At 73.4% G+C, this 24,206-nt stretch carries 24 protein-coding genes; 2 read left to right on the top strand and 22 right to left on the bottom strand.

What is annotated here, in order from left to right; genetic code table 11:
* Positions 1-3: 3 nt before the first annotated feature.
* The gene (locus ACWEPF_RS12260; RefSeq protein WP_452172517.1) at positions 4-456 is read left to right on the top strand and encodes a MarR family winged helix-turn-helix transcriptional regulator; all 453 of its coding nucleotides are present in this window, start codon (positions 4-6) and stop codon (positions 454-456) included.
* Here the strand turns inward: ACWEPF_RS12260 and ACWEPF_RS12255 are convergent.
* Positions 445-1,260, bottom strand: coding sequence for an NAD(P)-dependent oxidoreductase (locus ACWEPF_RS12255; protein WP_452172516.1), 816 nt, complete (start codon positions 1,258-1,260; stop codon positions 445-447). The genes ACWEPF_RS12260 and ACWEPF_RS12255 overlap by 12 nt on opposite strands.
* A 65-nt stretch (positions 1,261-1,325) precedes the next feature.
* Here ACWEPF_RS12255 and ACWEPF_RS12250 point away from each other — a divergent pair, with 65 nt between their 5' ends.
* Positions 1,326-2,231, top strand: coding sequence for a LysR family transcriptional regulator (locus ACWEPF_RS12250; protein WP_452172515.1), 906 nt, complete (start codon positions 1,326-1,328; stop codon positions 2,229-2,231).
* Here ACWEPF_RS12250 and ACWEPF_RS12245 read toward each other — a convergent pair.
* The 21 genes from ACWEPF_RS12245 to prcA all read right to left on the bottom strand — a co-directional run bounded on the left by ACWEPF_RS12245 (position 2,217) and on the right by prcA (position 24,189).
* Positions 2,217-5,858 (bottom strand): NACHT domain-containing protein, encoded by a 3,642-nt coding sequence (locus ACWEPF_RS12245; RefSeq protein WP_452172514.1) that lies wholly within the window; start codon positions 5,856-5,858, stop codon positions 2,217-2,219. The two genes, ACWEPF_RS12250 and ACWEPF_RS12245, sit on opposite strands and share 15 nt — an antisense overlap.
* Positions 5,859-5,961: 103 nt before the next feature.
* Complete coding sequence (locus tag ACWEPF_RS12240; protein WP_345289756.1) at positions 5,962-6,669, bottom strand: GntR family transcriptional regulator; 708 nt, start codon at positions 6,667-6,669, stop codon at positions 5,962-5,964.
* A gap of 75 nt (positions 6,670-6,744) precedes the next feature.
* A complete protein-coding gene (locus ACWEPF_RS12235; protein WP_452172513.1) occupies positions 6,745-7,650 on the bottom strand; it encodes an ornithine cyclodeaminase family protein in 906 nt (301 codons plus the stop codon).
* Entirely contained in the window at positions 7,650-8,681 is a 1,032-nt protein-coding gene (locus tag ACWEPF_RS12230; RefSeq protein ID WP_452172512.1) for a proline racemase family protein, read from the bottom strand. Before ACWEPF_RS12230 ends, ACWEPF_RS12235 begins: the two co-directional genes overlap by 1 nt.
* Entirely contained in the window at positions 8,678-10,048 is a 1,371-nt protein-coding gene (locus tag ACWEPF_RS12225; RefSeq protein WP_452172511.1) for an aldehyde dehydrogenase family protein, read from the bottom strand. The genes ACWEPF_RS12230 and ACWEPF_RS12225 overlap by 4 nt, the downstream gene beginning before the upstream one ends.
* A 108-nt stretch (positions 10,049-10,156) precedes the next feature.
* The gene (locus ACWEPF_RS12220; protein WP_452172510.1) at positions 10,157-11,158 is read right to left on the bottom strand and encodes a proline racemase family protein; all 1,002 of its coding nucleotides are present in this window, start codon (positions 11,156-11,158) and stop codon (positions 10,157-10,159) included.
* 77 nt (positions 11,159-11,235) lie between these two features.
* On the bottom strand, positions 11,236-12,099 hold the full coding sequence (locus tag ACWEPF_RS12215) for a dihydrodipicolinate synthase family protein (protein ID WP_345289825.1): 864 nt from the start codon (positions 12,097-12,099) through the stop codon (positions 11,236-11,238).
* 180 nt (positions 12,100-12,279) lie between these two features.
* Positions 12,280-13,677: an FAD/NAD(P)-dependent oxidoreductase gene (locus ACWEPF_RS12210; protein WP_452172509.1), complete on the bottom strand. Its 1,398-nt coding sequence runs from the start codon at positions 13,675-13,677 to the stop codon at positions 12,280-12,282.
* A complete protein-coding gene (locus tag ACWEPF_RS12205) occupies positions 13,658-13,975 on the bottom strand; it encodes a (2Fe-2S)-binding protein (RefSeq protein ID WP_345289764.1) in 318 nt (105 codons plus the stop codon). The genes ACWEPF_RS12210 and ACWEPF_RS12205 overlap by 20 nt, the downstream gene beginning before the upstream one ends.
* On the bottom strand, positions 13,972-15,129 hold the full coding sequence (locus ACWEPF_RS12200; protein WP_452172508.1) for an NAD(P)/FAD-dependent oxidoreductase: 1,158 nt from the start codon (positions 15,127-15,129) through the stop codon (positions 13,972-13,974). The genes ACWEPF_RS12205 and ACWEPF_RS12200 overlap by 4 nt, the downstream gene beginning before the upstream one ends.
* A 128-nt stretch (positions 15,130-15,257) precedes the next feature.
* Positions 15,258-16,202: a twin-arginine translocase subunit TatC gene (tatC, locus tag ACWEPF_RS12195; protein WP_345289767.1), complete on the bottom strand. Its 945-nt coding sequence runs from the start codon at positions 16,200-16,202 to the stop codon at positions 15,258-15,260.
* Complete coding sequence (tatA, locus tag ACWEPF_RS12190; protein ID WP_345289768.1) at positions 16,199-16,468, bottom strand: Sec-independent protein translocase subunit TatA; 270 nt, start codon at positions 16,466-16,468, stop codon at positions 16,199-16,201. Before tatA ends, tatC begins: the two co-directional genes overlap by 4 nt.
* A gap of 115 nt (positions 16,469-16,583) precedes the next feature.
* Entirely contained in the window at positions 16,584-16,745 is a 162-nt protein-coding gene (locus ACWEPF_RS12185) for a hypothetical protein (protein ID WP_345289769.1), read from the bottom strand.
* Between the two features lie 23 nt (positions 16,746-16,768).
* Positions 16,769-16,999, bottom strand: coding sequence for a hypothetical protein (locus tag ACWEPF_RS12180; RefSeq protein WP_452172507.1), 231 nt, complete (start codon positions 16,997-16,999; stop codon positions 16,769-16,771).
* Between the two features lie 4 nt (positions 17,000-17,003).
* A complete protein-coding gene (locus ACWEPF_RS12175) occupies positions 17,004-17,921 on the bottom strand; it encodes a helix-turn-helix transcriptional regulator (RefSeq protein WP_345289826.1) in 918 nt (305 codons plus the stop codon).
* Between the two features lie 26 nt (positions 17,922-17,947).
* Positions 17,948-18,922, bottom strand: a complete 975-nt coding sequence (locus tag ACWEPF_RS12170) for a helix-turn-helix transcriptional regulator (protein ID WP_452172506.1) — start codon at positions 18,920-18,922, stop codon at positions 17,948-17,950.
* A 150-nt stretch (positions 18,923-19,072) separates the two neighbouring features.
* Positions 19,073-19,444 carry an FKBP-type peptidyl-prolyl cis-trans isomerase gene (locus ACWEPF_RS12165; RefSeq protein ID WP_345289774.1) on the bottom strand — a complete coding sequence of 124 codons (372 nt, stop codon included), beginning with the start codon at positions 19,442-19,444 and terminating at the stop codon, positions 19,073-19,075.
* A 50-nt stretch (positions 19,445-19,494) separates the two neighbouring features.
* Positions 19,495-20,766, bottom strand: coding sequence for an FKBP-type peptidyl-prolyl cis-trans isomerase (locus tag ACWEPF_RS12160; protein ID WP_452172505.1), 1,272 nt, complete (start codon positions 20,764-20,766; stop codon positions 19,495-19,497).
* 131 nt (positions 20,767-20,897) lie between these two features.
* Complete coding sequence (locus ACWEPF_RS12155) at positions 20,898-21,884, bottom strand: FKBP-type peptidyl-prolyl cis-trans isomerase (RefSeq protein ID WP_452172504.1); 987 nt, start codon at positions 21,882-21,884, stop codon at positions 20,898-20,900.
* A gap of 97 nt (positions 21,885-21,981) precedes the next feature.
* Positions 21,982-23,343, bottom strand: coding sequence for a Pup--protein ligase (pafA, locus tag ACWEPF_RS12150; protein ID WP_452172503.1), 1,362 nt, complete (start codon positions 23,341-23,343; stop codon positions 21,982-21,984).
* 108 nt (positions 23,344-23,451) lie between these two features.
* A complete protein-coding gene (prcA, locus tag ACWEPF_RS12145; RefSeq protein WP_452172502.1) occupies positions 23,452-24,189 on the bottom strand; it encodes a proteasome subunit alpha in 738 nt (245 codons plus the stop codon).
* Positions 24,190-24,206: the final 17 nt, after the last annotated feature.

The raw sequence follows: 24,206 nt of genomic DNA, 5'->3' as shown, positions 1-24,206 counted from the left end.
GCGATGGCCGAACTGCCCGTCGAGGAACACATCTGCTCCCGGATCCGGCGCGCGGAGCAGGCCCTGATGGCCCATCACGAGGCCGTGCTGCGCGGCTACGGGCTGACCATGACCCAGTACACGGTCCTGCTCGCACTCTCCCGCGCCGACGACGCCCTCTCCGGCGCCCAACTCGCGCGCGCCTGCGGCGTCTCCCAGCAGAGCATGGCCACCGTCCTGAACGGCATGCAGACCAAGGGGCTGATCGAGCGCACGGCCTCCGCCGCCCACGCCAAGGTCATGCTCACCACCCTCACCCCTGCCGGACAGGAGGTGCTCGACCGGGCCTACCAGGAGGTCAACGTCCTGGAGCGCGCCCTCACCGACCGCTTCTCCCCCGAGGAGCACCGGCGGTTCTGCGAGTTCCTCGACCGGGCCACCGCCGTCCTCACCGAACAGACCCCCTCAGCCGGCTGACACCACCGCCCGCCCGACGGTCTCGGCGCGGAGCGCGTCCACGTACCGGGCCAGGTCCCGATCGGCCAACTCGGGGCGGGAGCCCAGACCCTCCGCCACCGCCGTCAGCACCGGCCCGCCGGCCGCCAGGGCCACGTCCTTGGCGGCCAGCCGGACCGGGAAGTCCGCCTCCGTGGTGGTGGCCCGGGCCAGCAGCCCCGCCAACGGGCCCATCCCCAGCACCCGGGCCGTCAGCTCCTCCGGCAGGCCGTACCCGTCCGCCACCGCCAAGGCCTCCCCGACCAGCGCGACTCCCCCGACGATCGCGCTGATCACCACCACCTTGAGCGCGGCGCCCGCCCCCGGCCCGCCGCAGTCCACCACCGTGCCCAGCGCCGCCAGCACCGGCCGCGCCCGCTCCACGTCCGCCGCCCGCCCGCCGGCCAGCACGGTCAGCCCCCCGCTCGCGGCCGGCCCCACGCTGCCGAGCACCGGGGCGTCCACCAGGGCCACCCCGTCCGGGAGTTCGGCCCGCAGCTCCGCCACCGCCTCCGGCCCGACCGAGGACATCTCCACCCACAGCGTGCCCGGCGCCAGCTCCCCGGCGACCCGCCCGGCCACCTCGCGCAGCGCCGGCGCGTCGGCCAGCATCGTCACCACCGTGCCGGCCCCGCGCACCGCCTCCGGCGCGCCTTCCGCCTCGTCGAGCCCGTCCCCCTTGCCCGGCGTGCGGTTCCAGACCGTCACGTCGTACCCAACTGCCTTGAGGCGCTTGGCCATCGGCAGGCCCATCCGGCCCAGGCCGAGGAATGCGATCTTCTCCATGCCGTCCACCGTAGGCAGCCCCCAGCCAGGCGACAAACGAATGTCCCGCATGCTATCCATGCGGAATGGACATGGCCTGGCTCGACGTCTTCCGCACCGCCGCCCGCCTGGGCTCCTTCACCGCGGCCGGCGAACGCCTCGGCTACACCCAGTCCGCGGTGTCCCGTCAGATCTCCACCCTGGAGGCCGAGTTCGGAGCCCCGCTGTTCGACCGCCTCCCCCGCGGCGTCCGCCTCACCGAGCACGGCCGCACCCTGCTCCCCCACGCCGAAGCCGTCCTCGACCGCCTCGACACCGCCACCCGCGAACTCACCGCCCTCAGCTCACTCACCGGCGGCCACCTGCGGATCGGCTCCTTCGACAGCGCCAACGCCGTCCTGCTCCCCACCGCCCTCGCCCGCTTCCGCGCCGCCCACCCCGCAATCTCCGTCACCGTCACCGAGGGCCTCTCCGCCGCCCTCCTCGACCGGCTCCGCGACGGCCTCGTCGACCTCGCCGTCATCGCCGCCTACCCCGGCCACCCCTACGACACGGACCTCTTCGACCTCACCCCCCTCACCACCGACCCCCTCCTGGTCGCCCTCCCCCGGGACCACCCCCTCGCCGGCCGTCCCGTCCTCCACCTCACCGACCTCGCCGACGCCCCCTGGATCGCCGCCTCCCGCGACCCCGGCTCCACCCTCCTCGCCGCCTGCCTCCGCCAGGGCTTCCACCCCCGCATCGAGTACGCCGTCGCCGAATGGACCGCCAAACTCGGCCTGGTCGCCGCCGGCCTCGGCGTCACCCTCGTCCCGTCCCTCTCGGCCCCCGCCACCCGCCCCGACCTCGCCCTCGTCCCCCTCCACCCCGACGACACCCCCACCCGCCACGTCCACACCGCCACCCGCCGCGGCCACGCCCTGCCCCCGGCGGTCACGGCCTTCCTGCCGCACCTGCGAGCGGCGACTGACGGGGCGTCAGGGCAACAGTGACGGCCGCGGCAGGTCCAGCAACGGCAGCGCCTCCCGCGCGGCGGCGGCCACCTCTTCGTCGGCGTCCTCGACCAGTTCGGTGAGGAGCTCCCTGGTCCCGGGATCCTGCGGCAGGATGCTCGCCGCCAGCCGCAGCGCCGTGATCCGCACCTTCGACGCCTCGTCCCGCGAGGCACGGTCGAGAATCAACCGGACGTGCTGCGCGGGCTGGAGGGCGGCCAAGGCCTGCAAGGCGGCCGTCCGCACCTCGGGGTGCTCGTCAGCGGTGCCGGCAACCGCCATCGCGCTCGTGCCCGGCTCGTCCGCCCGGCACATGGCGAGGAAGACCAGCGCCAGCGCACGCACCTCGTGGTGGTCGTCCGTGACGGCCCGCGCGACGGCCGCGGCCACCTCGCCACGCTCGGGCCAGTACCTGACGCACTGCCGCAAGGCCTGCTCACGGACCTCGTGATGAGGGTCGGAGAACGCCCCCAGGAGAACGGGTAGCACCGCCTCCCGGTCCGCCCACCGGTCCGCCAGGACGTTCAGGGCCGAGACACGAGCGTCGTGGTGCGGCGCGGCCGCGGCCGCCCTGATCACCTCGAAGGCCTCTTCACGGTCCCCCCAGTGGTCCGCCAAGGTCCGGACGGCCGAGTCCTGGGCTTCGGCCCTCCCGTCGGACGCGACCGCCAGGACCGTCTCGAAGGACTCCGCCCGCTCCCCCCACCAACTGCCCAGCACCAGAAGGGCCAAGCCCTGGATCTCGGGGTCCCCGGCGGTCGCGGCGGCCAGCACGGCGTGGAACGCCTCCTCCCGGTGGGCCCAGTACGCACCGAGCACGTACACGCCCGACTTCCGGACCTCCTCGTGCCGGTCGGCGGTGGCCGCGAGGGTCGCCCGCAGTACTTCCTCGCGCTCCTCCCAGCGGGTGGCCAGGCAGAACAGGGCCATCGACCGCACCTCGTGGTGGTCGTCCTCGGCACCGGCGAGCGCCGCCTCGAGCGCCGCGCCGTCGTCCGGCCACATCGGGTCGAGCGCGAGCAGAGCGGCGAGCCTCACCCTGAAGTCGTCGTCCGCGGCGGCCGCCAGGATCCTGTCCTGCACCGCCCGGTCGTTCGGCAGGCGTCCCAGGGCACCGACGGCGGCCGAACGGATCGTCGGGAGCTCGTCGGTGAGGGCCGTCATGATCGCCGCGCGCGCCGCCTCGTGGACCGGGCAGTACGGTACGAGGGAATCGATGGCCTCCGCCCGACCGGCGCTCCGCTCGTCGACGGCCACGGCCAGCACCGCGTCGAACACTTCGGACCGGTCCGACCAGTCGGCGGCGAGCAGCCTGAGGGCACTGGTGCGCACCTCGCGGTGGTCATCGGCCAGGGCCCCGAGCGCCGCGTCCAACACCTCCTCGCTGTCCGGCCAACGTCGCAACGCCCACAGAGCGGCCGCGCGGTTGTCCGGGAACTCACCCGCAGCGGCAGCGAGCAGCTCGGCGAGGACGCCGTCGTGATCCGCCCAGTGACCGCCCAGCGCCGTCAGCGCAGCCGTGCGGAGCTCGGCGCTCCACGGGATCCGCGTCTGGGCGACGAGCTCGTCCACACCGCGCGCGAGCAGGGCGGCGGTCTCCGCCGACGTCTCTCCGAGGCGTGAATCCGTCTCGCAGGCACCCGCGTGGTACCACCTCAGGTACCGGCTGCGGCCGCCCCAGAAGTGGCTGACGGACCTGAGCGCGGCACGCGTCTCGCCCGTGCCGCGGAAGCCGCCGTCGAAGGCCGCCATGACCAGGGCGTCGATGACGGCATGGCCCTGGACCGTGAGCGACAGGTGACGGCCGGGTGCCCCCGGGGGCGGCGCCGTCTCGAAGTCGTCGCGTTCGGCCAGCGCCCGGACCGCCAGTTGGAGTGCGGCCGCTCGCCGTTCGGCTCCCTTGCCGTCCTGCAACAGGTGCTGGAGGAACGCGGCCGCGTCACGCTGGCGGAGCCCGCCGACCGTGAGCAGGATGACCTCGTGCCAGGCCGGGTCGGTGGTGTGCCGGCCCAGGTGGTCGAGCAGCTCCTGACGGTCCCACTCCTCCTCGTCACGCCGGTTCAGGACGTCGTTGGCCGCCAGGTACTCCAGGAAGGTGCGGTGCACGAAGCCGTAGATGCCACCGCCGAAGTGGGCCAGGATGAAGTTGCGGGTGCGCAGGTGGTCCACGACGTGGCGGGCCGCGATGTCGGCCGCGACCGGGCCGATGTGGTGGTCCGTCAGGTATCCCACCACGATCTCGATCAGCTCGTCGTGGCGGACGTACGTTCCGGACGGACGGTCGGCGCTGTCCTGCATCCGACGGGCGATGCGTTCGAGGAGCCGGAACCGACGTGCCGTGGTCAGCCACTCGACCGCCCGCGCCGCCTCGGCGTCCGTCGGGCCGGGCGGTGTCAGGAACTTCGCGTCCCGGTCCCAGCGGCCGATCAGCACCTCGACCGCGTGCTCGTACACCTTGCGCCGCTCCCGGGGGATCGTCCGGCCCAGACCGATCGATGCCAGGATCGTCAACAGCAGTGGGTTGGAAGCCAGTTCACCGACTGCCCGCACCTCCCGCACCGCGTCCAGCAGACGTCGGGCGAGCCGGGAGGCGAGCTCCGGTTCGCCGGGATGCGCGGCCGCGTACCAGCGACGGACGAACTCCTCGACCTGGGCGCGTTCGAGGTCCCGCAGCATCACCTGGGAGAAGCCGGCCGAGCTGAACTCGTGGGAGCGGTAGCCGTACTCGCGCGAGGTCACGACGGTGCGGACCTCGGGCCGGCCGGTGGCGAAGGCGGCGATCCGGCGCGCCGTCTCCGCGCGCAGCCCGGGGTCGAAGACCTCGTCCAGACCGTCGAAGACGACCACCGCCCGGCCGTGTGCCAGCAGGTGGTCGAGGACCGGACGTGGCAGCTCCATCCGGCCCTGCTCGTGCACGTGGTCCAGGAAGTCCTCGAAGCTCCGCTCGCGCCAGCGCTCCTGCGCGTACTGCCGCAGCTCCACGAGCAGCGGGACGTACCCCGCCAACGGAGCGAGCTCCTGCGGAGGTCGGTCGAGCGCACCGGCCAGCGCCAGGGCGAGGTACTTCGCGAGCGTCGACTTCCCCGCTCCCGGATCCCCCAGCACCACCAACCGCCGCGCCGCCCCGTCCGCCAGCACCTCCAGAACCGGCCGTGGCGTCACCGCACGCTGCTGGTCGGACAGTTGTCGTGCCATCGCCGAGTCGAGCCCGGGCGGCAGCGGGCCCTCGACCAACTCACCCGCCTCGGTGAGCAGTCGGCGCAGGTCGTCCGGGATCCTGGCCTCGAACGGGCGGCTCAGCTGGGGGACGAACACCTGCCGCAACTCGATCTGCGGCAGCTCCCCCGCGGCGTCCCCCGGCCCGAGCACGTCCAGGTCCAACCGCCGCTGGCTCTCGCGCACCCGCGCCAGGTACGCGGCGAGCGCCCGCTCGACCTCACCCTCCGTCAGTGCGGCGGCCGGCCCCTCCCCGACGTACACGGTGACCTCGTTGTGCACCGCCGTGGCCTGCGGCCCGATCGCCCCGTGCACCACGTCCCGGCCGACCCCGACCGCCCCGGCACCACCGACATCGACCCGCGCACCGGCCCCGGCCCGCCCCCACGGCAGAATCCGCCGCCACCCCATCCGGCCCCCTCACCCGACCACCGTTCGCGCGCACGACGCTAGCGGGGCACGGCCGGGTAGGGCGGGCGGACTGGCAAACCGGAACGGGTGAGGGCGTACGAGCTCAGCGGGCGCCGAGGCGGAGGGCCGGGCGCTCGTCGATGGTCTCCTCGTCCGCGGCCCAGAGGGAGCGGACGTGGCCGAGGTGTTCGACCATGCAGCGCTCGGCGGCCGGGGCGTCGCCGGAGATCATCAGGTCGAGGAGGGTCAGGTGCTCCTCGGCCGAGGAGACGAGCTCGCCGCGCTGGTCGAGGCGGGTGAGGCCGTAGAGGCGGGAGCGCTTGCGGAGGTCGCCGACGACCTCGACCAGGCGGGCGTTGCCGGCCAGGCCGAGGACGGAGAGGTGGAACTGGCGGTCCGCCTCGAGGTAGCCGATGAGGTCGTGCTTGCGGGCGGCGACCACGATGGCCTCGGCCTCGGGGCGCAGGGCCTCCAGCTGCTCGCGGGTGGCGGTGCGGGTGACCCGGCCGACGGTGGGGACCTCGATCAGGGCGCGGATCTCGGTGTAGTCGTCGAGGTCGCGCTCCGTCAGCTCGGTGACCCGGAAACCCTTGTTCCGGACCGCCTCGACCAGGCCCTCGCGGGCCAGGTCGAGCATCGCCTCCCGGACGGGGGTGGCGGAGACGCCGAAGTCGGCGGCGAGCGCGGGGGCCGAGTAGACGACGCCCGGGCGGAGTTCGCCGGAGATCAGGGCAGCGCGCAGGGCGTGGGCGACCTGGTCGCGCAGGCGCTCCTGGACGGAGATGAGGGCGCGGGGCTTGAGGTCCGCCATGGTGTTCCTCCGGTGGGGGCTGAGCAGGACACCATTGTACAATGTCACGTTACGTTGAATACGTTGATTTGTGAATTACTTCTGTCCAGCAGCGGCGAATTGTGCGGAGGCGACCGCCAGGTCCTCCCAGGCCATGCCCACGCTCTTGAAGAAGCGCGGCCGGTCCGTCGGGACAACTGCCTTGCCGTTCACCAGTTCTGACAGGTTAGCAAGGCGGTACCCGGGCACAGAAGGGATCAGCAGGTCCCCGGCCTCCCGCAATGCCACCGCCCGCGACTCCACGTACAGCGCGGAGCGCTCCACCAGCACCGAGTCGACCTCCCGGGCCGACGGCTCGTGCGAGCCGACCGCCGCCACCGCGGCGTGGTCGGGGACGCTCGCGCCGTCGAAGAGCGGCTCGCGCGCCGTGGTGCAGCAGACCACCAGATCGGCCTCCGACACCGCGCCAGGGGTGCCGAGGGCGGCGGTGAGGCCGAGCGAGGCGGCGTACGCGACCAGCGCGGCGGCCGGCTCGGGCGAGCGCCCGACCACCGTCACCCTGGTCAGCGGGCGGATCGCCAGCAGCGCGTCCAGGTGGGCGAAGGCCTGCGGTCCGGTGCCGAAGAGCACCAGGTGGGAGGCGTCCGGCTCGGCCAGCTGACGCAGCGCCAGGGCGGTGACGGCGGGGGTGCGCAGCGAGGTGAGCGCGACGCCGTCCAGCAGGGCGAGCGGCTGGAGGGTCGGGCCGTCCAGCAGCAGGTAGCTGCCGGTGATCCGGGGCAGGCCCCGGGCAGCGTTGCCCGGGACCACCCCCGCGATCTTGACGCCGGTGTACCGGGCCGAGGCGGCCGGCATCAGCAGCAGCTCGCCCGCCGGGACGGGGATGTTGCTGCGGGCCGGGGCGTCCTCGACGTCGAGGCCGTCGAGCAGGACGGCCGCGAGGGCGTCGACCGCCTCGGCGGGGCCCAGGGTGAGCGGGACGAAGGGGAGCTGAGCGGTCATCAGAGCAGGAACCCCGTCCCGAGGGTGTCGGCCGGGTCGAGCAGGAAGCGGTGCTCGCCGGTGCGGTGGGCGGTACCGGTGACCTCGGTGATCACCCCGTCGGGGTGCTCGCCGGCCAGCCGTCCGGTGAAGACGGTACCGATGATCGACTCGTGCCGCAGCTCCTGACCGGGGGTCAGACGGCCCTCGGCGGCCAGCAGGGCGAGCCGGGCGGAGGTGCCGGAGCCGCACGGGGAGCGGTCGATCTGGCCGTCGGCGAAGACGGTGACGTTGCGCTGGTTGGGGCCCGAGGCGATCGCGGGCAGGTCCTCGTGCAGGATCACGCCGTAGACGCCGGAGAGCAGCGGGTCCGAGGCGTGCCGGGTGGCCGGGTGGTCCGCCAGGGCGGCCCGGATCTCCCGGCCGACGGCGGTGAGTTCGGGCAGCCGGTCGGTGGTGACCGTCAGGCCGAGGTCGGCGGCCCGGACCGAGGCGTAGCAGGCTCCGGAGTGCGCGAGGTCGACGGAGACCGGGCCGCGCGAGGTCTCCACCTTGACGCCCCGGGCGGAGACGGCGGTGGGCACGTTGCGGAAGGTGATGCCGGTGGTGGCGCCGCCGGAGCGGTGCACGGTGGCGGTGACCCGGCCGGACGGGACGTCGATCCGCACCCGGGCGTCGCCGTCGGCGGGGGCGTCCACCAGGCCGGAGTCGACGGCCCAGGCGCCGAGCGCGATGGTGCCGTGGCCGCAGGCGGTGGAGTAGCCGTCCTTGTGCCAGAACAACACGCCGAAGTGGGCCTCGCTGTCGTCGGCCGGCACCACGAAGCCGCCGTACATCCCGGCGTGGCCGCGCGGCTCCCGGGTGAGCAGCTGCCGGACGGTGTCCAGGGCGCTCGGCCGGGGGTTGGTGGCGGTGCCGCCGGCGCCGAGCGCGATGGCCCGGCGCTCGGCGACCGAGTCGCCCGGGATCGGCGGCAGGCCGGCCGTGACGATCCGGAAGGGCTCGCCGGCGGTGTGGTAGTCGACCGTGTCCACCGTCAGGGCGTCGCTCATCGCGGGCTCCCGGCGGGGAGCAGGGTGACGGTGCGCTGGGCGGTGAAGAAGTCGAGCACGGCCTGGCCCTGCTCGCGCGCGCCGTAGCCGGCGCCCTTGGCGCCGCTGAACGGGAGGTGGAAGTCCACACCGCTGGAGGGGGCGTTGACCCGGACCATGCCGGCGTCCAGCCGGTCGGCGGCGGCCAGCGCGGTGTCCAGGTCCCGGCTGTGCACCGAGGTGGAGAGGCTCTGCGCGGTGTCGTTGGCCACCGCGATGGCCTCGTCCAGGTCGGCGGCGGGCAGCAGCACGGCGACCGGGCCGAAGAACTCCTCGGTGCGCAGCGGGTGTCCGGCCGGGACCTGCTCCAGCAGGGTGGGCTCGATGAACCAGCCGTCCCGGTCGATCCGGTGGCCACCGGCCAGCGCGACGGCACCGGCGCCGACCGCGGAGTCGACGGCGGTGGTGAGGCGCTCCAGCGCGGGCTCGTTGATGACCGGGCCGCAGACCTCGGTGAGGGCACCGGGCGCGGCGATCGCGGTCAGCGCCTTGGCCAGCGCCTCGGCCAGCGGCTCGTAGGCGTCGCCGACCGCGATCACCCGGCTGGTGGCGGTGCACTTCTGGCCCGCGTAGCCGGCGATGGCGGCGGCCAGGTGGGCAGCGGCCTGGGCGATGTCGGCGTCGGGCAGCACGATGGCGGCGTTCAGGCCGCCCATCTCGGCCTGCACCGGGACGCCGCGCTCGGTGGCGGCGGCGACCACGGCCCGGCCGACGCCGGTGGAGCCGGTGAAGGAGATCACGTCGGCGCCGGCCACCAGGGCGGCGCCCTCCTCGGCCCCGCCGGGGACAACGGTCAGCACACCCTCCGGCAGGCCCGCCAGCTCGGCCAGGCGCAGCGCGCAGGCGGTGGCCTCGGGGGCGGGCTTGAGCACCACCGCGTTGCCGACCGCGAGCGCCGGGGCGGCCTTCCAGGTCGGGATGGCGAGCGGGAAGTTCCAGGGGGTGACCAGACCGGCCACGCCGTACGGGCGGCGGCGGGTGAGCAGCAGGCCCTCGCCGGCGGCGGGCTCGTGCACCTCGCCGGCCGGGGCGAACGGGGCCTGGGCGTAGTAGCGCCAGATCGCCACGGTGCGGCCGACCTCGCCGCGCGCCTCGACGGCGGGCTTGCCGACCTCACGGACGATCAGCTCGGTCAGCTCGTCGGCGTGCGCCTCGATCGCGGCGGCGGCCTTGGTGAGGGCGGCCGAGCGGCCCGCCGCGCCGAGCGTCCGCCAGCCGGCCTGGGCGGCCCGGGCCCGCTCGATGGCCGCAGCCACCCCGGCCGCGCCGGGGCTCTCGACCTCGACCACCAGGTCGGACGGGTCTGCGGGGTTGTACGAGGTGATCACGGGATGCCTTTCGGACGGCGGTCGGGCGGTGGGCCGGGTCTGACGGTCGTTCAGGGGCCGCGGGCGGGGCGGCGGCTGCGGACGGGCAGCGCGACCGCCCCGGCGCGGTCAGAGCAGGAAGCCCGCGGGGAACGGGTCGCTCGGGTCGAGGAAGTACTGCGCGGTGCCGGTGACCCAGGCCCGGCCGGTGACGGTCGGGACCACGGCCGGCCGTCCGGCCACCGTGGTCTCCTCCACCAGACGGCCGGTGAAGGTGGTGCCGATGAAGGAGTCGTTGCGGAAGTCCCGCTCCAGCGGGAGCTCGCCGCGGGCGTGCAGCTGGGCCATCCGGGCCGAGGTGCCGGTCCCGCAGGGCGAGCGGTCGAACCAGCCCGGGTGGATGGCCATCGCGTGCTGCGAGTGCTCGGCGGTGGAGCCGGGCGCCAGCAGCTGCACGTGGTGGCAGCTGTGGATGGACGGGTCCTCCGGGTGCACCGGGCGGTCGGCCGCGTTGATGGCGTCCATCATGGCCAGGCTGGCGTCCAGGATCTCCTGCTTGCGCTCGCGCTCGAAGGGGATGCCGAACTCGGCCAGCGGCAGGATCGCGTAGAAGTTGCCGCCGTAGGCCAGGTCGTAGGTGACGGTGCCGTAGCCGGGGACCTCGATCTTCTGGTCCAGGGCGACGGAGTAGGAGGGCACGTTGCGGATGGTCACGGCCTTGGCCGCGCCGTCCTGGACGTGCACGTCGGCGATCACCAGACCGGCCGGGGTGTCCAGGCGGACGGTGGTGACCGGCTCGACCACCGGGACCATGCCGGTCTCGACCAGCACGGTGGCCACGCCGATGGTGCCGTGCCCGCACATCGGCAGCAGGCCGGAGACCTCGATGTAGAGCACGCCGAAGTCGGCGTCCGGCCGGGTGGGCGGCTGGAGGATCGCGCCGCTCATCGCCGCGTGGCCGCGGGGCTCGTACATCAGCAGGGTGCGGAAGTCGTCCAGGTTCTGCTGGAAGTGCACCCGGCGCTCGGCCATGGTGGCCCCGGGGATGGTGCCGAAGCCGCCGGTGATGACCCGGGTCGGCATGCCCTCGGTGTGGGAGTCCACGGCGTGGAACACGTGACGGCTGCGCATGGGGGGATCTCCTCGGGGAGAGAGGGCCGGCTGCCGCCGCAGCCGGCCTCTGGTCACTTCTCGGGCTTGACGCTGTGTCAGACCAGGCCGGCCGCGATGGCCTGCTCGGTGGCGGCGCGGACGGCCGCCTCGATCTCCGGGGAGAGCGGGAAGCGCGGCGGACGGACCGGACCGCCCGGGCGGCCGGCGATGTCCATGGAGAGCTTGATGGCCTGGACGAACTCGGTCTTGGAGTCCCAGCGCAGCAGCGAGTGCAGCGAGCGGTACAGCGGGACGGCGGTCTCCAGGTCACCCGAGACGGCGGCGTGGAACAGCTTGGCGCTGGCCTCCGGCAGGGCGTTCGGGTAGCCGGCGATCCAACCGACGGCGCCGGCCACGGCCAGCTCCAGCAGCACGTCGTCGGCGCCGATCAGCAGGTCCAGGCCCGGGGCCAGCTCGGCGATCTCGTACGCCCGGCGGACATCGCCGCTGAACTCCTTGACGGCGACGATGTTGCCGTCCTTGTGGATGTCGGCGAGCAGCGAGGGGACCAGGTCCACCTTGGTGTCGATCGGGTTGTTGTACGCCACGATCGGCAGGCCGGCCTTGGCCACCTCGGCGTAGTGCGCGCGGACCGCCGCGGCGTCGGCGCGGTAGGCGTTCGGCGGCAGCAGCAGGACGGAGCCGGCGCCGGCCTCGGCGGCCTGCTCGGCCCAGCGGCGGGACTCGGCGGAGCCGTAGGCGGCGACGCCCGGCATGACGCGGGAGCCGTCACCGGCCGCCTCGACGGCGGTGGTGACCACGCGGGCCCGCTCCTCGGCGGTGAGGACCTGGTACTCGCCGAGCGAGCCGTTGGGGACCACGCCGTCGCAGCCGTTGGCGATCAGCCACTGGACGTGCTCGCCGTAGGCGTCGTAGTCGACGGACAGGTCGTCACGCAGCGGGAGCGTGGTGGCGACCATGATGCCGCGCCAGGGACGGGTGGGCTCGTGCGTTGCGGACACTTGGGGGTCTCCTTGAGTGGTGAGGTGTGACATTTTATTAGAGCGGGCGGAGGACCACAAGGGTGTGGACCACCTGAGGGGATGTCAGGGGCGCGGGCCGGCGCAGTCCACGGACGAGTGCGCCGCGCGCGGGGCCGTTCAGCTCGGTGCGCCGTCGGCGAGCTGGGCCAGCGGGACGGGGCAGGCGAGCGGGCGGGAGTCGGGCTTCAGCCCGCCGGCACCGGAGAGGCAGGCCACCGCCGGGCCGCACATCCGGCCCTGGCACCACCCCATCCCGGCCCGGGTGAGCAGCTTGACCGTCCGCGGGTCGGCCGCGCCGAGCTCCTCCACCGCGGTGCGGATGGCCCCGGCCGGGACCTCCTCGCAGCGGCAGACGTCGGTGTCCTCGCGCAGCCACCCCGTCCAGCCCGGGCCGGGCCGGTGCGCGGCGGCCATCAGGCCGGCGAAGGCCCGGCGGCGCTCCCGGCGGGCGCGCAGCGAGGCCGGCACCGGCGCCCCGGCGATCACCCGGGCGGCCAGCGCGCCCTCCGCGATCGCCAGGTCGGCGCCGCCGACGCCGCAGGTCTCCCCCGCCGCCCACAGGCCCGGCAGCGAGGTGCGCAGCTCGTCGTCGACCTTGAGCGCCACGGTGTCGTCGGCGGTGGTGAAGGTCTCGGCGCCCAGCTCGGTGGCCAGCTCGATCTGCGGCAGCAGGCCGTGCCCGACCGCCAGCGCGTCGCACTCGATCCGCCGCTCGGTGCCGGGCACCGGTCGCCACTCGGCGTCCAGCCTCGCCACCGTCACGGCGGTCACCCGGTCGGTGCCGTGCGCCTCGACGACGGCGCTGGAGCGGCGCAGCCGGACCCTTCCGCGCAGCAGCCTGGTGCCGTGCTCGGCACCCTCGACCAGCTTGGCCGGGTTGGCGGCCAGCGTGGTGAGACCGCGGGCGTAGCCGAGGTAGTTCGAGGCCTCCACCACCGCGGGCACGGTGGCCCCGGCGGAGACCAGCGAGGAGGCGGCGGCCAGCAGCAGCGGGCCGCTGCCCGCCACCACGATCCGCCGGCCCGGCAGCACCAGGCCGGCCTTGAGCATGGCCTGCGCGCCGCCGGCCGTCACCACGCCGGGCAGCGTCCAGCCGGGGAAGGGCAGTTGGCGCTCGTAGGCGCCGGTGGCCAGCAGCACCGCGGCCGCCTCGACCGTCACCGCCTCGCCGCCGTGCAGCGCGTGCAGCCGCCAGGGCCGCCCGCCGGTGCCCTGCTCGGCCGTCCAGACCTGGTGCTCCGTCAGGTGGGTGACGGTGCTCGCGGCCAGCCGGTCGCGCAGCTTGGCGAAGGCGGGCCAGCCGTGGTGCAGCTTCTCCGGGCGGGCCGCGCCCAGCTCCGGCGCGGGGTGGCGGTAGTACTGGCCGCCCGGGCGCGGGCCGGCGTCCAGCAGGACGCAGCGCAGGCCGGAGGAGGCGGCGGTGACGGCGGCCGCCAGCCCGGCCGGGCCGGCCCCGATCACCGCGAGGTCGTACGGGTCCTGGAGGCCCCGGGGGTCAGACGGCGAGGTCGGCACGGCCGTGGCCCTCCTGGGTGGTGACGGTGGTGCCGGGCTCGGCGGGGATCAGGCAGGTGCGCTGGTTGGGCGCGCCGTCCACGGTGGCCAGGCAGTCGTAGCAGGCGCCGATGCCGCAGAACGCGCCGCGCGGGCGCCCGTTCACCCGGGTGGTGCGCCAGGCCAGGATGCCGTTGGCCCAGAGCGCGGCCGCGATGGTCTGGCCGGGCAGCACCGGGATCGGGCGGCCGTCGAAGTCGATGGTGTGCCCCGGCTGGGGCCGGGCGCCGACCAGCTCGGCGGGGGTGCGGGCGCTCACGCGGCTCCTCCAGGGTGCGGGAAGCGGTCGGCTCGGAACGGGGTGAGGTCGAGCCCGGGGGCCTCGCCGGTGAGCTGACGGGCGATCAGCTCACCGGTGGCGGGGGCCAGGCCGATGCCCGCGCCCTCGTGGCCGCAGGCGTGGTAGAGCCCGGGCACCCGCGGGTCGGCCCCGATGGCCGGCAGGTGGTCCGGCAGGTACGGGCGGAAGCCCCGGTAGGCGCGCTGCACCTGGACGGTGCGCAGCACCGGGAAGAGCCGGGCCGCGTTGGCCGCCAGGCGCCGGAGCACCTCGACCGAGAGGATGCGGTCGAAGCCGACCCGCTCCCGACTGGCGCCGATCAGCACCGGCCCGGCCGGGGTGCCCTCGACCACGGCGGAGGTCTGCAGCGCCGCCGAGCCGCTGGCCACGTCGGCCACGTAGTCGGCGGCGTAGACCTTGTGCCGCACGATCCTCGGCAGCGGCTCGGTGACCAGCACGAAGCCGCGCCGGGGCAGCACCGGGAGCTCGACGCCGGCCATCGCGGCCAGCTCGCCGCCCCAGGTCCCGGCCGCGTTGATCACCACCGGGGCGTCGATCCGGCCCTGACCGGTCGTCACCCCGAGCACCTCGCCGGAGGGCGCGGTGCGGATGCCGGTGACCGTCTCGCCGAGCCGCAGGCGCGCCCCGGAGGCCCGCAGCAGGTGAGCGGCGGCCAGCGCGGGCTGGACCTGGGCGTCCTGCGGGTAGAGGAAGCCGCCGCCCAGCCCGGCGGCCAGGTGCGGTTCCAGTTCGGCGAGCCGGTCACCGGAGATCTCGGAGGACTCCACCCCGGCCTTGGTCTGCTCGGCGGCGAAGCCGCGCAGCGCGGTCATCCCGGCCTCGGTGGAGGCGACCACCAGGCCGCCCTTGGGCTCGTACTCGACCGCCTCCCCCAGCTCCGCGGCCAGGGTGCGCCACAGGCCGGTGGAGTACAGGGCGAGGTCGAGCTCGGGGCCGGGCTCCTTGTCGGAGACCAGGAGGTTCCCCTCGCCGGCACCGGTGGTGCCGCCGGCGACCGGGCCGCGGTCGACGACGGTGACGCTCAGGCCGGCTCGGGCCGCGTAGTAGGCGCAGGCGGCGCCGACCACACCGGCGCCGACCACCAGGACATCGTGGGGGGATCTCGTGGACACGGCAGTAATATGTCACATGGCTTCTGCTCTGCCAAGGCCGTGGACATGACGAACGGCCCCGGTCCACTGGAAGAACCAGCAGGCCGGGGCCGTTCGGGCGAACTGACGGCGGGTCAGTCGCGACAGTGTCAGGTGATGTCGTCCAGCTGCTCCCGACGGGCGGCCGGGACGGCGGACGGCAGCTCCGGTGCGGAGGAGGCGCCGATCGCCTCGGCTCCGGCGACGTCCTCGACCGAGAGGTCCAGGTGCGAGGCCTCCTCGTCGTCCAGGCCCGCGTCCGGGTTGTTGCGCAGCTTGCGCCTGTCGTTCATCAGCGCCACGCCGACCGCGACGAAGTACAGCGCGATGATCGGCAGGGCCAGCAGGATCATGCTCACCGGGTCGGCCGAGGGGGTCGCGAAGGCGGCGAAGACCGTGATGGCCATCACCATGCCGCGCCACCAGCCGAGCAGCCGCTTGCCGGTGAGGACGCCGACGAAGTTCAGCATCACCAGCAGCAGCGGGAACTCGAAGCCCAGACCGAAGACCAGCACCATCCTGGTCACCACGTCGAGGTAGTCCTCGACGGTGAGGATCGAGGTGACGTCGGTGCCGGCGAAGTGGATCAGCATCGCCGCCGTCATCGGCATGATGAGGTAGGCGAAGGCGGCGCCGGTCAGGAAGAGCGGGATGCCGAAGCCCATGAAGGCCACCGTGTAGCGGCGCTCGCTCTTGTGCAGACCGGGCGCGACGAAGCGCCAGAGCTGGAAGAGCCAGACCGGGGTGGCCGCGACCACGCCACCGGTCAGCGCGACCTTCAGCACCACGGTGAAGGCGGTCATCAGGCCGATGTTCGCCACCAGGGCGCACTTGTTCTCACCCGGCGGCGGCTTGTTGTCAGGACCGCAGGCGGGCAGCGGGGCGATCAGGAAGTCGATCACCGGGCGGTAGAAGATCGCGATCACGATCGTGAAGAGCAGGATCGCCAGGATCGACTTCACCAGCCGGTTGCGCAGCTCCCGCAGGTGCTCCGCCAGGGCCATCCGGCCCTCGGGGTCCTTGGCCGGCTTGACGGCCTTCTCGCTCTTGCTCAAGCTCGGTCCTCGACTCGGGCCGGGTCACCCGGGGCGGACTTGACGACGCGGGCCGGCTCCACCGGATCGATCGGCTCGGCGGCGCCCTCCTTGGCGGCGGCCACCGTCCGGTCCTTGAGGGACTTGCCCTCCTCCTTGAGCGCCTTGCCCTCGGCCTTCAGGATCCGCGCCGACTTGCCGAGCGACCGGGCGAGGTCGGGCAGCCGCTTCGCGCCGAACAGCAGTAGGGCGAGGACGACGATGATGAGGATCGTGCCGATCCGCATGTGCGACCACCTTTCTCCGAGGGGCAGCACTCCCCCGCTCCCGGCGATGGTAGCCCCTGCGGGTGAAGCTGCGACAACGACCGGATGCTACCTGGCCTCGGAGAACGACCCGCTGTCACCCCGTCAGGCGCTCGGCCGCCTCGGTCACCGCCCGGGAGGCCGTGCCGACCTCCCGGGCCAGCGCCCTGACGTCCAGCCAGAGCCGTCCGGCCAGCACCCCCAGCACCAGCAGTCCGGCGGTGGACAGCAGGACGGCGGCGACGACGGTCCAGGGCACTGCAACTCCTCGCTAGGTGGTTCTCAGTCGACCGGCAGCAGGCGCATGGTGCTGACCCCGGCCCTGGTCAGCGCCTCGACGATGGACTCCCCCGCGCTCTTGCGGACCGTCTGGCCGCACGCCGGGCAGCTGAAGCTGTAGAAGGTGCGCTCCCGGGTGGCGCCCAGCGCCAGCCGGAAGGCCTCGGCCGGCAGCTCCACCTTCTCCCGGCAGTGAGAGCAGTAGACCTTGAATCTGGTGCCCTCCGCGGTCACCGGCTCAGCCCTCGTAGCCCTGGAGCGCCTCGAGCGCGGCGGCCCGCGCCGACTCGGCGAGCTCCGGCGGGGAGACGATCCGGCCCTCCCGGCCCAGCCGCAGGGCCAGCGGGCGCAGGCCCGCCGGGTCCGCGCTGCGCAGGGTGATCCGCAGACCGCCGTCGGGCAGCTCCTCGGCCGAGTCGTGGGTGTAGTACTCGGCCACCCAGCGGCCGCCGGGGCCGACCTCGACCACCACCTCCGGGTCGGAGGCGGCGGGGGTGACCAGCCCGGCCGACAGGTCGCGCGGCTCCAGCCGCGGCGGGTCGGCCGGCTCGTCCAGCACCTTGATCTCGGCCACCCGGTCCAGCCGGAACACCCGGCGGTCCTCCGAGGTGCGGCACCAGCCCTCGAGGTAGGTGTGCCCCTCGGTGACCAGCCGGATCGGGTCGACCAGACGCTCCGTCATGCCGCCGCGCCCGTGCGACCAGTAGCGCAGCCAGATCAGCCGGCCCTCGCTCAGCGCGCGGTCGATGTCGGCGAAGACCTGGCCCTCGGCCTCGAAGGTCACGCCGACCCGGGCCGAGGACTCGGCGCTCTCGCCGGCCGCGTCCTCGATCTTGGCGACGGCGCGGGTCAGCGCCTGCCGGTCCCGCTCGCGCAGGCCGGGCAGGCCGGCCACCGCGCGGGCGGCCACCAGGAGCGCGGTGGCCTCGTCGGCGGCGAGGCGCAGCGGCTGGGCCACGTCGTCGACGTTGTGCCACCAGATGCGCTCGCCGTCGGTGTCGATGTCCAGCAGGTCGCCGCCGCGGAAGCTGGTGCCGCACATCGGCAGCACGTTCAGGTCGTTGATCAGCTCGCGCTCGGTGATGCCGAACGCCCGGGCCACCTCGGCCACCTCGGCGCCCGGCCGCTCGCGCAGGTAGGTGACCAGCGACAGCATCCGCCGGGTCTGGTCGATCGCGTTGCTCAACTCTGCCCCTCAACGAGACCGGCCACCGCTCGCAGCCGGTCGACGACGTCCGCCCGCAGCTCCTCGGGCGCCAGCACCACCAGGTCGGGGCCGAACTCGGCCACCTCTGCCCCGAGTCCCGGGCCGTACGGGATCTCCAGCTCGTCCCAGCCGTCGGCGCCCTCGCGGACCTCCAGCGCCTTGGTGCGCAGCGGGAAGCCCTTGCCCTGCCGCAGCCGGACGGTGGCCGAGGCGGTCGCGCCCTCGCCGCCGAACCGGGCCACCACCGCGCGCACGTCCACGTGCTCGGGCACGGTGCCGGCGAACCGGCCGGCCCGGGACTTCACCTTGCCGGTGATCCGGCTCAGCCGGAACACCCGGGCCGCCTCGCGGTCCCGGTCCCAGCCGGCCAGGTACCAGTGGCCGCGCCAGCACTCCAGCGCCCAGGGCTCCACCGAGCGCAGCTCGACGGCGGCCGCACCGGCCTTGCGGTACTCGAAGGTGACGGGCCGTCGGTCCCGGGCCGCGATGAGCAGCGGCTCGAAGGCCGCCTCCCGGGCCGGGATGCGCGGCTCCAGCGCGGAGTGCTCGCGCTCCTCGGTGAACGGCACGCCGGCGGCGCGCAGCTTCTGCAGCGCACCGCTGGCCGCGCCGGACATCTTGGCCTGCTGCCAGACCCGGGCGGCCAGCGTGAGCGCGGCCGCCTCCTCGGCGTCCAGGGCGATCTCGGGCAGCCGGTTGCGGTCCTTGCGGGCCAGGTAGCCCATCTCGCCGTCGAGGCCGTTCTCGTCCACGTCGATGATCAGGCCGAGCTCGCGCAGGTCGTCCTTGTCCCGCTCGAACATCCGGTTGAAGGCCTCTTCGCTGCCGGACTGCCAGGCCTCCCGGTACGCCTCGACGGACTCCCGGAGCTCCTTCTTGGAGAGCGGACGTCTGGTGTTCATCAGGCACAGGGCGAGGTTCATCAGCCGCTCTGCCTTGGCGATCGCCATCGCGGACCTTTCCGGTAACGGGGTGCTTCGTGCTGGTGGTTCGTCAGCTGTCGCTGACCGTACCGGGTGGGGCGCCCGGGGGGAAAGCCGAGGCCCCACCCCGCTCGCTGCGGGGTGGGGCCTCGGGGTGACGCGGTGTCGGACGGACCGTCAGACGCCGAGCAGGTCGACCACGAAGATCAGGGTCGAACCGGCCGGGATGAGCGGGCTCGGGGACTGGTTCCCGTACGCCTTGTGGGCCGGGATGGTCAGCTTGCGCCGGCCGCCGACCTTCATGCCCTGGACGCCCTCGTCCCAGCCCTTGATGACCCGGCCGCCGCCCAGCGGGAAGCGGAAGGTCTGGCCGCGGTTCCAGGAGGCGTCGAACTCCTCGCCGGTCTCGAAGGTGACGCCCACGTAGTGGACCTCGACCATCGCGCCGGCCTTGGCCTCGGCGCCGGTGCCCTCGACGATGTCCTCGATGACCAGGTCGGCCGGCGCGTCGCCGATCGGGAAGTCGATCTCCGGCTTGGTAAGGCTCACAGCACAGCTCTTCTCGTTCGGTGATGTAACAGGGATACGTTACGCGACGACTAGTCGGCGCCGCCGACACCCGCGTCCAGGATGTCGATCACGAACACCAGCGTGGAGTTGGCCGGGATCTTCTCCGAGGCCTTGTCGCCGTAGCCCATGGCCGGCGGGATCACGACCTCGATCCGGCTGCCGATGGTCTGGCCGGTGACGGCCTTGTCCCAGCCCTCGATGACGCCGCCGCCACCGGTGACGAAGCCGAAGGCCTGGCCGCGGTCGAGCGAGGAGTCGAACTGCTTGCCGTCGGCGTAGGTCACGCCGGTGTACTGGACGACGACCTTCTCGCCCGACTCGATCTTGCGGCCCTTGCCCTCGATCAGCACCGAGGTCTTCAGCTCGGTCGGCGCGGCCACGCCCGGGACGGGGGTGATGGTGGCCGGCTTCTTGCCGTTGTCCTTGACCTTGGGCATGCCCTCGGCCGGGGCGGCCATCTCGCCGCTGAGCACCGCGTCCGGCGAGGTGCCCTGCTTGATGTCGATCACGAAGACCAGGTTGTCCTTCGGGCCGACGCCCATCTGGGTGTTGCCCTGGTCGCCGAAGGCGGCGGCCGGCGGGGCCACCACCAGCAGACGGCTGCCGGCCTTGTGGCCGGTCACCGCGTCGTCCAGGGCGGGGATCAGCTTGCCCGCGCCGGCCTGGAAGAGCTGCGGCTTCTTGTTGTCGAAGGAGTTGGCCAGGTCCTTGCCGGTGGCCCAGTCCTTGCTGGTGAAGTCGACCGTCACCCAGTCGCTCTTCTTGACCTCGGGGCCGGTGCCCTCGGTCAGCGTCTTGACCACGAAGCTGCCGTCGGGAGCGTCCTTGGGGAGCTCGATGGCGGCCTTGGTGCCGAAGTCGCCGGTGACGACCGGCAGCACCTTGGCGTCGTTCTTGATCGGCGGCACCGGGGCCTGGGTCGGGGTCGGCTGGGCCGGGGCGGACGGCGCCGAGTCGGCGGCGGCCTTCTTGCCCGAGTCCGGCTTGTTCACCATGTAGAGGGTGATGCCGCTGCCGACCAGCAGGACCGCGAGCACGGTGCCCAGGATGACGCCGAGCTTGCCGGCCGAGCCGGGGTTCTCGTCGTAGCCCGACTCGTCCATGTCCTTGCGGCGCACCGTGGAGGCGAAGACCTGGGGCTCCTCGTCCTTCTTCTCCCCGGCGGCCGGGCGGGCCTCGTCGCCGCCCCAGCCGGCCTGCTGCTTCAGGATCGCCGGGGGGACCACGATCGACTCGCCGTCACCCGGCAGCGGCCCGCCGGGCCGTGCAGCCGTCGGGTCCCCGACGCTCTTCTCAGTCATGACTCCCCATCCATCTCGCGGGCCGCGCCCTCGCCGGGTCCTGACGGACACCTGCCACAGTGCGCGACAGTATGTCAGGTGGACATGAGGGCGCGGTAAGAGCCGCGAGCTTCGATTCGGTGTCAGGGGTTTCAGACCGCTTCGAGGATGTCGATCACGAAGACCAGGGTGGAGTTCGCCGGGACGGAGGACTGCGCCTTGTCCCCGTAGCCGAGCGCGGGCGGCACCACCAGCTCGACCCGGCTGCCCACCGTCTGACCGACCAGGCCCTGGTCCCAGCCCTTGATCAGGCTGCCGGTGCCGACCTGGAGCGCCTGCGCCCCGCCGTGGCTCCAGGAGGAGTCGAACTGCTGGCCGTTGGCCCAGAGCACCCCGGTGTACTGCACCACCAGGGTCTGGCCGGACTGCACCGGCTTGCCGTCGCCCTTCACCAGCACCGAGGTCTTCAGCTCGGTCGGCGGGGCCGGCGGCCCCGGCGGGATGGTGATGGTCGGGGCGGCCTTGCCGTTGTCCTTCACCTGCGGCAGGTCGGCGGGCGGCTGGGTCATGGTGCCGCCGATGGTCGAGTCCTGCGGCAGGTCCTCCACCACGTCCAGGACGAAGACCACCGTGTCACCGCCGCCGATGCCCAGGTTGGCGCTGCCGGTGGAGCCGAAGCCGGCCGCCGGCGGGGCCACCACCAGCAGCCGGGTGCCGACCTTCTTGCCCAGCACGGTCTGGTCGAAGGCGGGCACCAGCTGCCCGCTGCCCGCCTGGTAGAGCTGGGGCTTCTGACCGGAGTCGTAGGAGCTGGTCAGGTCCTTGCCGGTGGTCCAGTCCTTGGCCGTGTAGTTGACGGTCACCCAGTCGTTCTTGGCGACCGTGGCGCCCTCCCCCTCGATCACCGTGTTCACCACGAACTGGCCGCTGGGCTGGCCGGCGGGCAGCGTGATGGTCGCCTTGCTGCCGAAGCTCCCGGAGACCGTGGGCATCGGGGAGGCCGAGGCCACCGGGCTCGGCACCGCCGTGGCGGAGGCCGAGGCGGTGCCGGTGGCCCCCTGGGACGGCGTGCCGTCACTGCCGCAGGCGGCGATCAGGAGGAGCGGCAGGACGGCGAGCGGACCGGCGGTGCGGCGCACGGTGTTCCTAACTGTCGGTCAAGTACGGAGCGGTGCCTGCCCGCAGCGTATTGCCCGATCCGCCCGCCGCTCCGCAGGCACCCCGCTCGGCACCCGCCTACATCCCCGCGATCAGCTTCTCCACCCGCTCGTCCACCGAGCGGAACGGGTCCTTGCAGAGCACGGTGCGCTGCGCCTGGTCGTTCAGCTTCAGGTGCACCCAGTCGACGGTGAAGTCGCGGCGCTGCTCCTGCGCCTTGCGGATGAAGTCGCCGCGCAGCCGGGCCCGGGTGGTCTGCGGGGGCACCGACTTGGCCTCGAAGGTCTTCAGGTCGGTGGTGATCCGCTCGGCCTGGCCCTTGTTCTGGAGCAGGTAGAACAGGCCGCGGCGGCGGTGGATGTCGTGGTACGCCAGGTCGATCTGGGCCACCCGGGGGTTGGACATCCCCATGTTGTGCTTGGCCCGGTACCGCTCGATCAGCTGGTGCTTCATGATCCAGTCGATCTCGGTGGAGACGCTGTCGAAGTTCCCGCTGCGGACGGCCTCCAGGGTGCGGCCCCAGAGCTCCAGCACCTTGGCGATGGTGCCGGTGTTGATGCCCTTGCGGTCGGCGAACTCCAGCGCCTTGGAGTAGTACTCCTCCTGGATGTCCAGCGCGCTGGCCTCGCGGCCGTTGGCGAGCCGGACCTGGTGGGTCCCGGTGAGGTCGTGGCTGACCTCGCGGATGGCCCGGATCGGGTTCTCCAGCGTCAGGTCGCGCATCACCACGCCGGCCTCGATCAGGCGCAGCACCAGGTCGGTGGAGCCCACCTTGAGCAGGGTGGTGGTCTCGGACATGTTGGAGTCGCCGACGATCACGTGCAGCCGGCGGTACCGCTCGGCGTCCGCGTGCGGCTCGTCCCGGGTGTTGATGATCGGGCGCGAGCGGGTGGTGGCGGAGCTGACGCCCTCCCAGATGTGCTCGGCCCGCTGGCTGACGCAGTAGACCGCGCCGCGCGGGGTCTGCAGCACCTTGCCCGCGCCGCAGATCAGCTGCCGGGTGACCAGGAAGGGGATCAGCACGTCGGCCAGCCGGGAGAACTCGCCGTGCCGGGCCACCAGGTAGTTCTCGTGGCAGCCGTAGGAGTTCCCGGCCGAGTCGGTGTTGTTCTTGAAGAGGTAGACGTCCCCGGCGATGCCCTCCTCGTGCAGGCGCCGCTCGGCGTCCACCAGCAGGCCCTCGAGGATCCGCTCGCCGGCCTTGTCGTGCGTCACCAGCTCGGTGACGTCGTCGCACTCGGGGGTGGCGTACTCGGGGTGGGAGCCCACGTCCAGGTAGAGGCGGGCGCCGTTGCGCAGGAAGACGTTGCTGCTGCGGCCCCAGGAGACAACGCGGCGGAAGAGGTACCGGGCCACCTCGTCCGGCGACAGGCGGCGCTGCCCCCGGAAGGTGCAGGTGACGCCGTACTCGTTCTCGATCCCGAAGATTCGACGGTCCATGAGGCATCTCTTCTCTGTTCGAGGGCCTTCCGAAACCCCGGGGCGGCCGACGGTCCGTCAAATCGCCTCGGTGGAGCGGGAGCCCCCGCCGGGGGCTCCCGCCGCTCCCTACTCCTCGGTGCTCTCCTCGGCGGCGGCCGACTCGTCGCCCGCCAGCAGGCGGCTCAGCTGCCCGCCCAGCACCCGCTTGAACTTCCGCTTCTGGAAGCGGGTGCGGTCCAGGACCGCGACCTCCAGCTGATCCGGCGTCAGGGCCCGCGGCGTGCCGCCGTTCGGGTCCCGGGCCAGGCCGTCGACGGCCAGCTTGAGCGCACCGGCCAGGCTGAGCCCGGGCTGGTGCTTCTGGCCGAGGTAGTTGCCGATCGAGTCCGCGTTCCCGCCGACCACCACGGCGTTCTTCTCGTCCACCACCGAGCCGTCGGGGGTGAGCCGGTAGATCTGGTCGTCCTCGGCGGTGCGGCCGACCTCGGCCACGATCAGCTCCACCTCGTACGGCTTCTCGCCGACCGAGGAGAAGATGGTGCCCAGGGTCTGGGCGTAGACGTTGGCCAGCCCGCGGGCGGTCACGTCGGCCCGGTCGTAGGAGTAGCCGCGCAGGTCGGCGTAGCGCACGCCGCCGATCCGCAGGTTCTCGAACTCGTTGTAGCGGCCGACCGCGGCGAAGGCGATCTGGTCGTAGATCTCGGAGACCTTGTGCAGCGCCCGCGAGGTGTTCTCCGCGACGAAGACGATGCCCTCGGCGTAGGTCAGCACGACCACGCTGCGGCCGCGGGCGATGCCCTTGCGGGCGTACTCGGCGCGGTCCGCCATGGCCTGCTGGGGCGAGACGTAGAACGGTGTGGACACCTGGCCGTCCCCTTCCT

The sequence above is a fragment of the Kitasatospora sp. NPDC004289 genome (genome assembly GCF_053602875.1).
The sequence above is the reverse complement of the archived record's forward strand: the minus strand, read 5'-3'. Positions and strand labels throughout refer to the sequence as shown.

Bases quoted from the DNA above. Each gene is read 5' to 3' on its own strand.
- ACWEPF_RS12235 (WP_452172513.1), bottom strand. From the start codon at position 7,650: ATGACCGCTCAGCTCCCCTTCGTCCCGCTCACCCTGGGCCCCGCCGAG.
- ACWEPF_RS12245 (WP_452172514.1), bottom strand. From the start codon at position 5,858: ATGGGGTGGCGGCGGATTCTGCCGTGGGGGCGGGCCGGGGCCGGTGCG.
- ACWEPF_RS12255 (WP_452172516.1), bottom strand. From the start codon at position 1,260: ATGGAGAAGATCGCATTCCTCGGCCTGGGCCGGATGGGCCTGCCGATG.
- ACWEPF_RS12170 (WP_452172506.1), bottom strand. From the start codon at position 18,922: ATGGCGATCGCCAAGGCAGAGCGGCTGATGAACCTCGCCCTGTGCCTG.
- ACWEPF_RS12175 (WP_345289826.1), bottom strand. From the start codon at position 17,921: ATGCTGTCGCTGGTCACCTACCTGCGCGAGCGGCCGGGCGCCGAGGTG.
- ACWEPF_RS12160 (WP_452172505.1), bottom strand. From the start codon at position 20,766: ATGACTGAGAAGAGCGTCGGGGACCCGACGGCTGCACGGCCCGGCGGG.
- ACWEPF_RS12230 (WP_452172512.1), bottom strand. From the start codon at position 8,681: ATGAGCGACGCCCTGACGGTGGACACGGTCGACTACCACACCGCCGGC.
- ACWEPF_RS12260 (WP_452172517.1), top strand. From the start codon at position 4: ATGGCCGAACTGCCCGTCGAGGAACACATCTGCTCCCGGATCCGGCGC.
- ACWEPF_RS12215 (WP_345289825.1), bottom strand. From the start codon at position 12,099: ATGGTCGCCACCACGCTCCCGCTGCGTGACGACCTGTCCGTCGACTAC.
- pafA (WP_452172503.1), bottom strand. From the start codon at position 23,343: ATGGACCGTCGAATCTTCGGGATCGAGAACGAGTACGGCGTCACCTGC.
- tatA (WP_345289768.1), bottom strand. From the start codon at position 16,468: ATGCGGATCGGCACGATCCTCATCATCGTCGTCCTCGCCCTACTGCTG.
- ACWEPF_RS12250 (WP_452172515.1), top strand. From the start codon at position 1,326: ATGGACATGGCCTGGCTCGACGTCTTCCGCACCGCCGCCCGCCTGGGC.
- ACWEPF_RS12240 (WP_345289756.1), bottom strand. From the start codon at position 6,669: ATGGCGGACCTCAAGCCCCGCGCCCTCATCTCCGTCCAGGAGCGCCTG.
- ACWEPF_RS12220 (WP_452172510.1), bottom strand. From the start codon at position 11,158: ATGCGCAGCCGTCACGTGTTCCACGCCGTGGACTCCCACACCGAGGGC.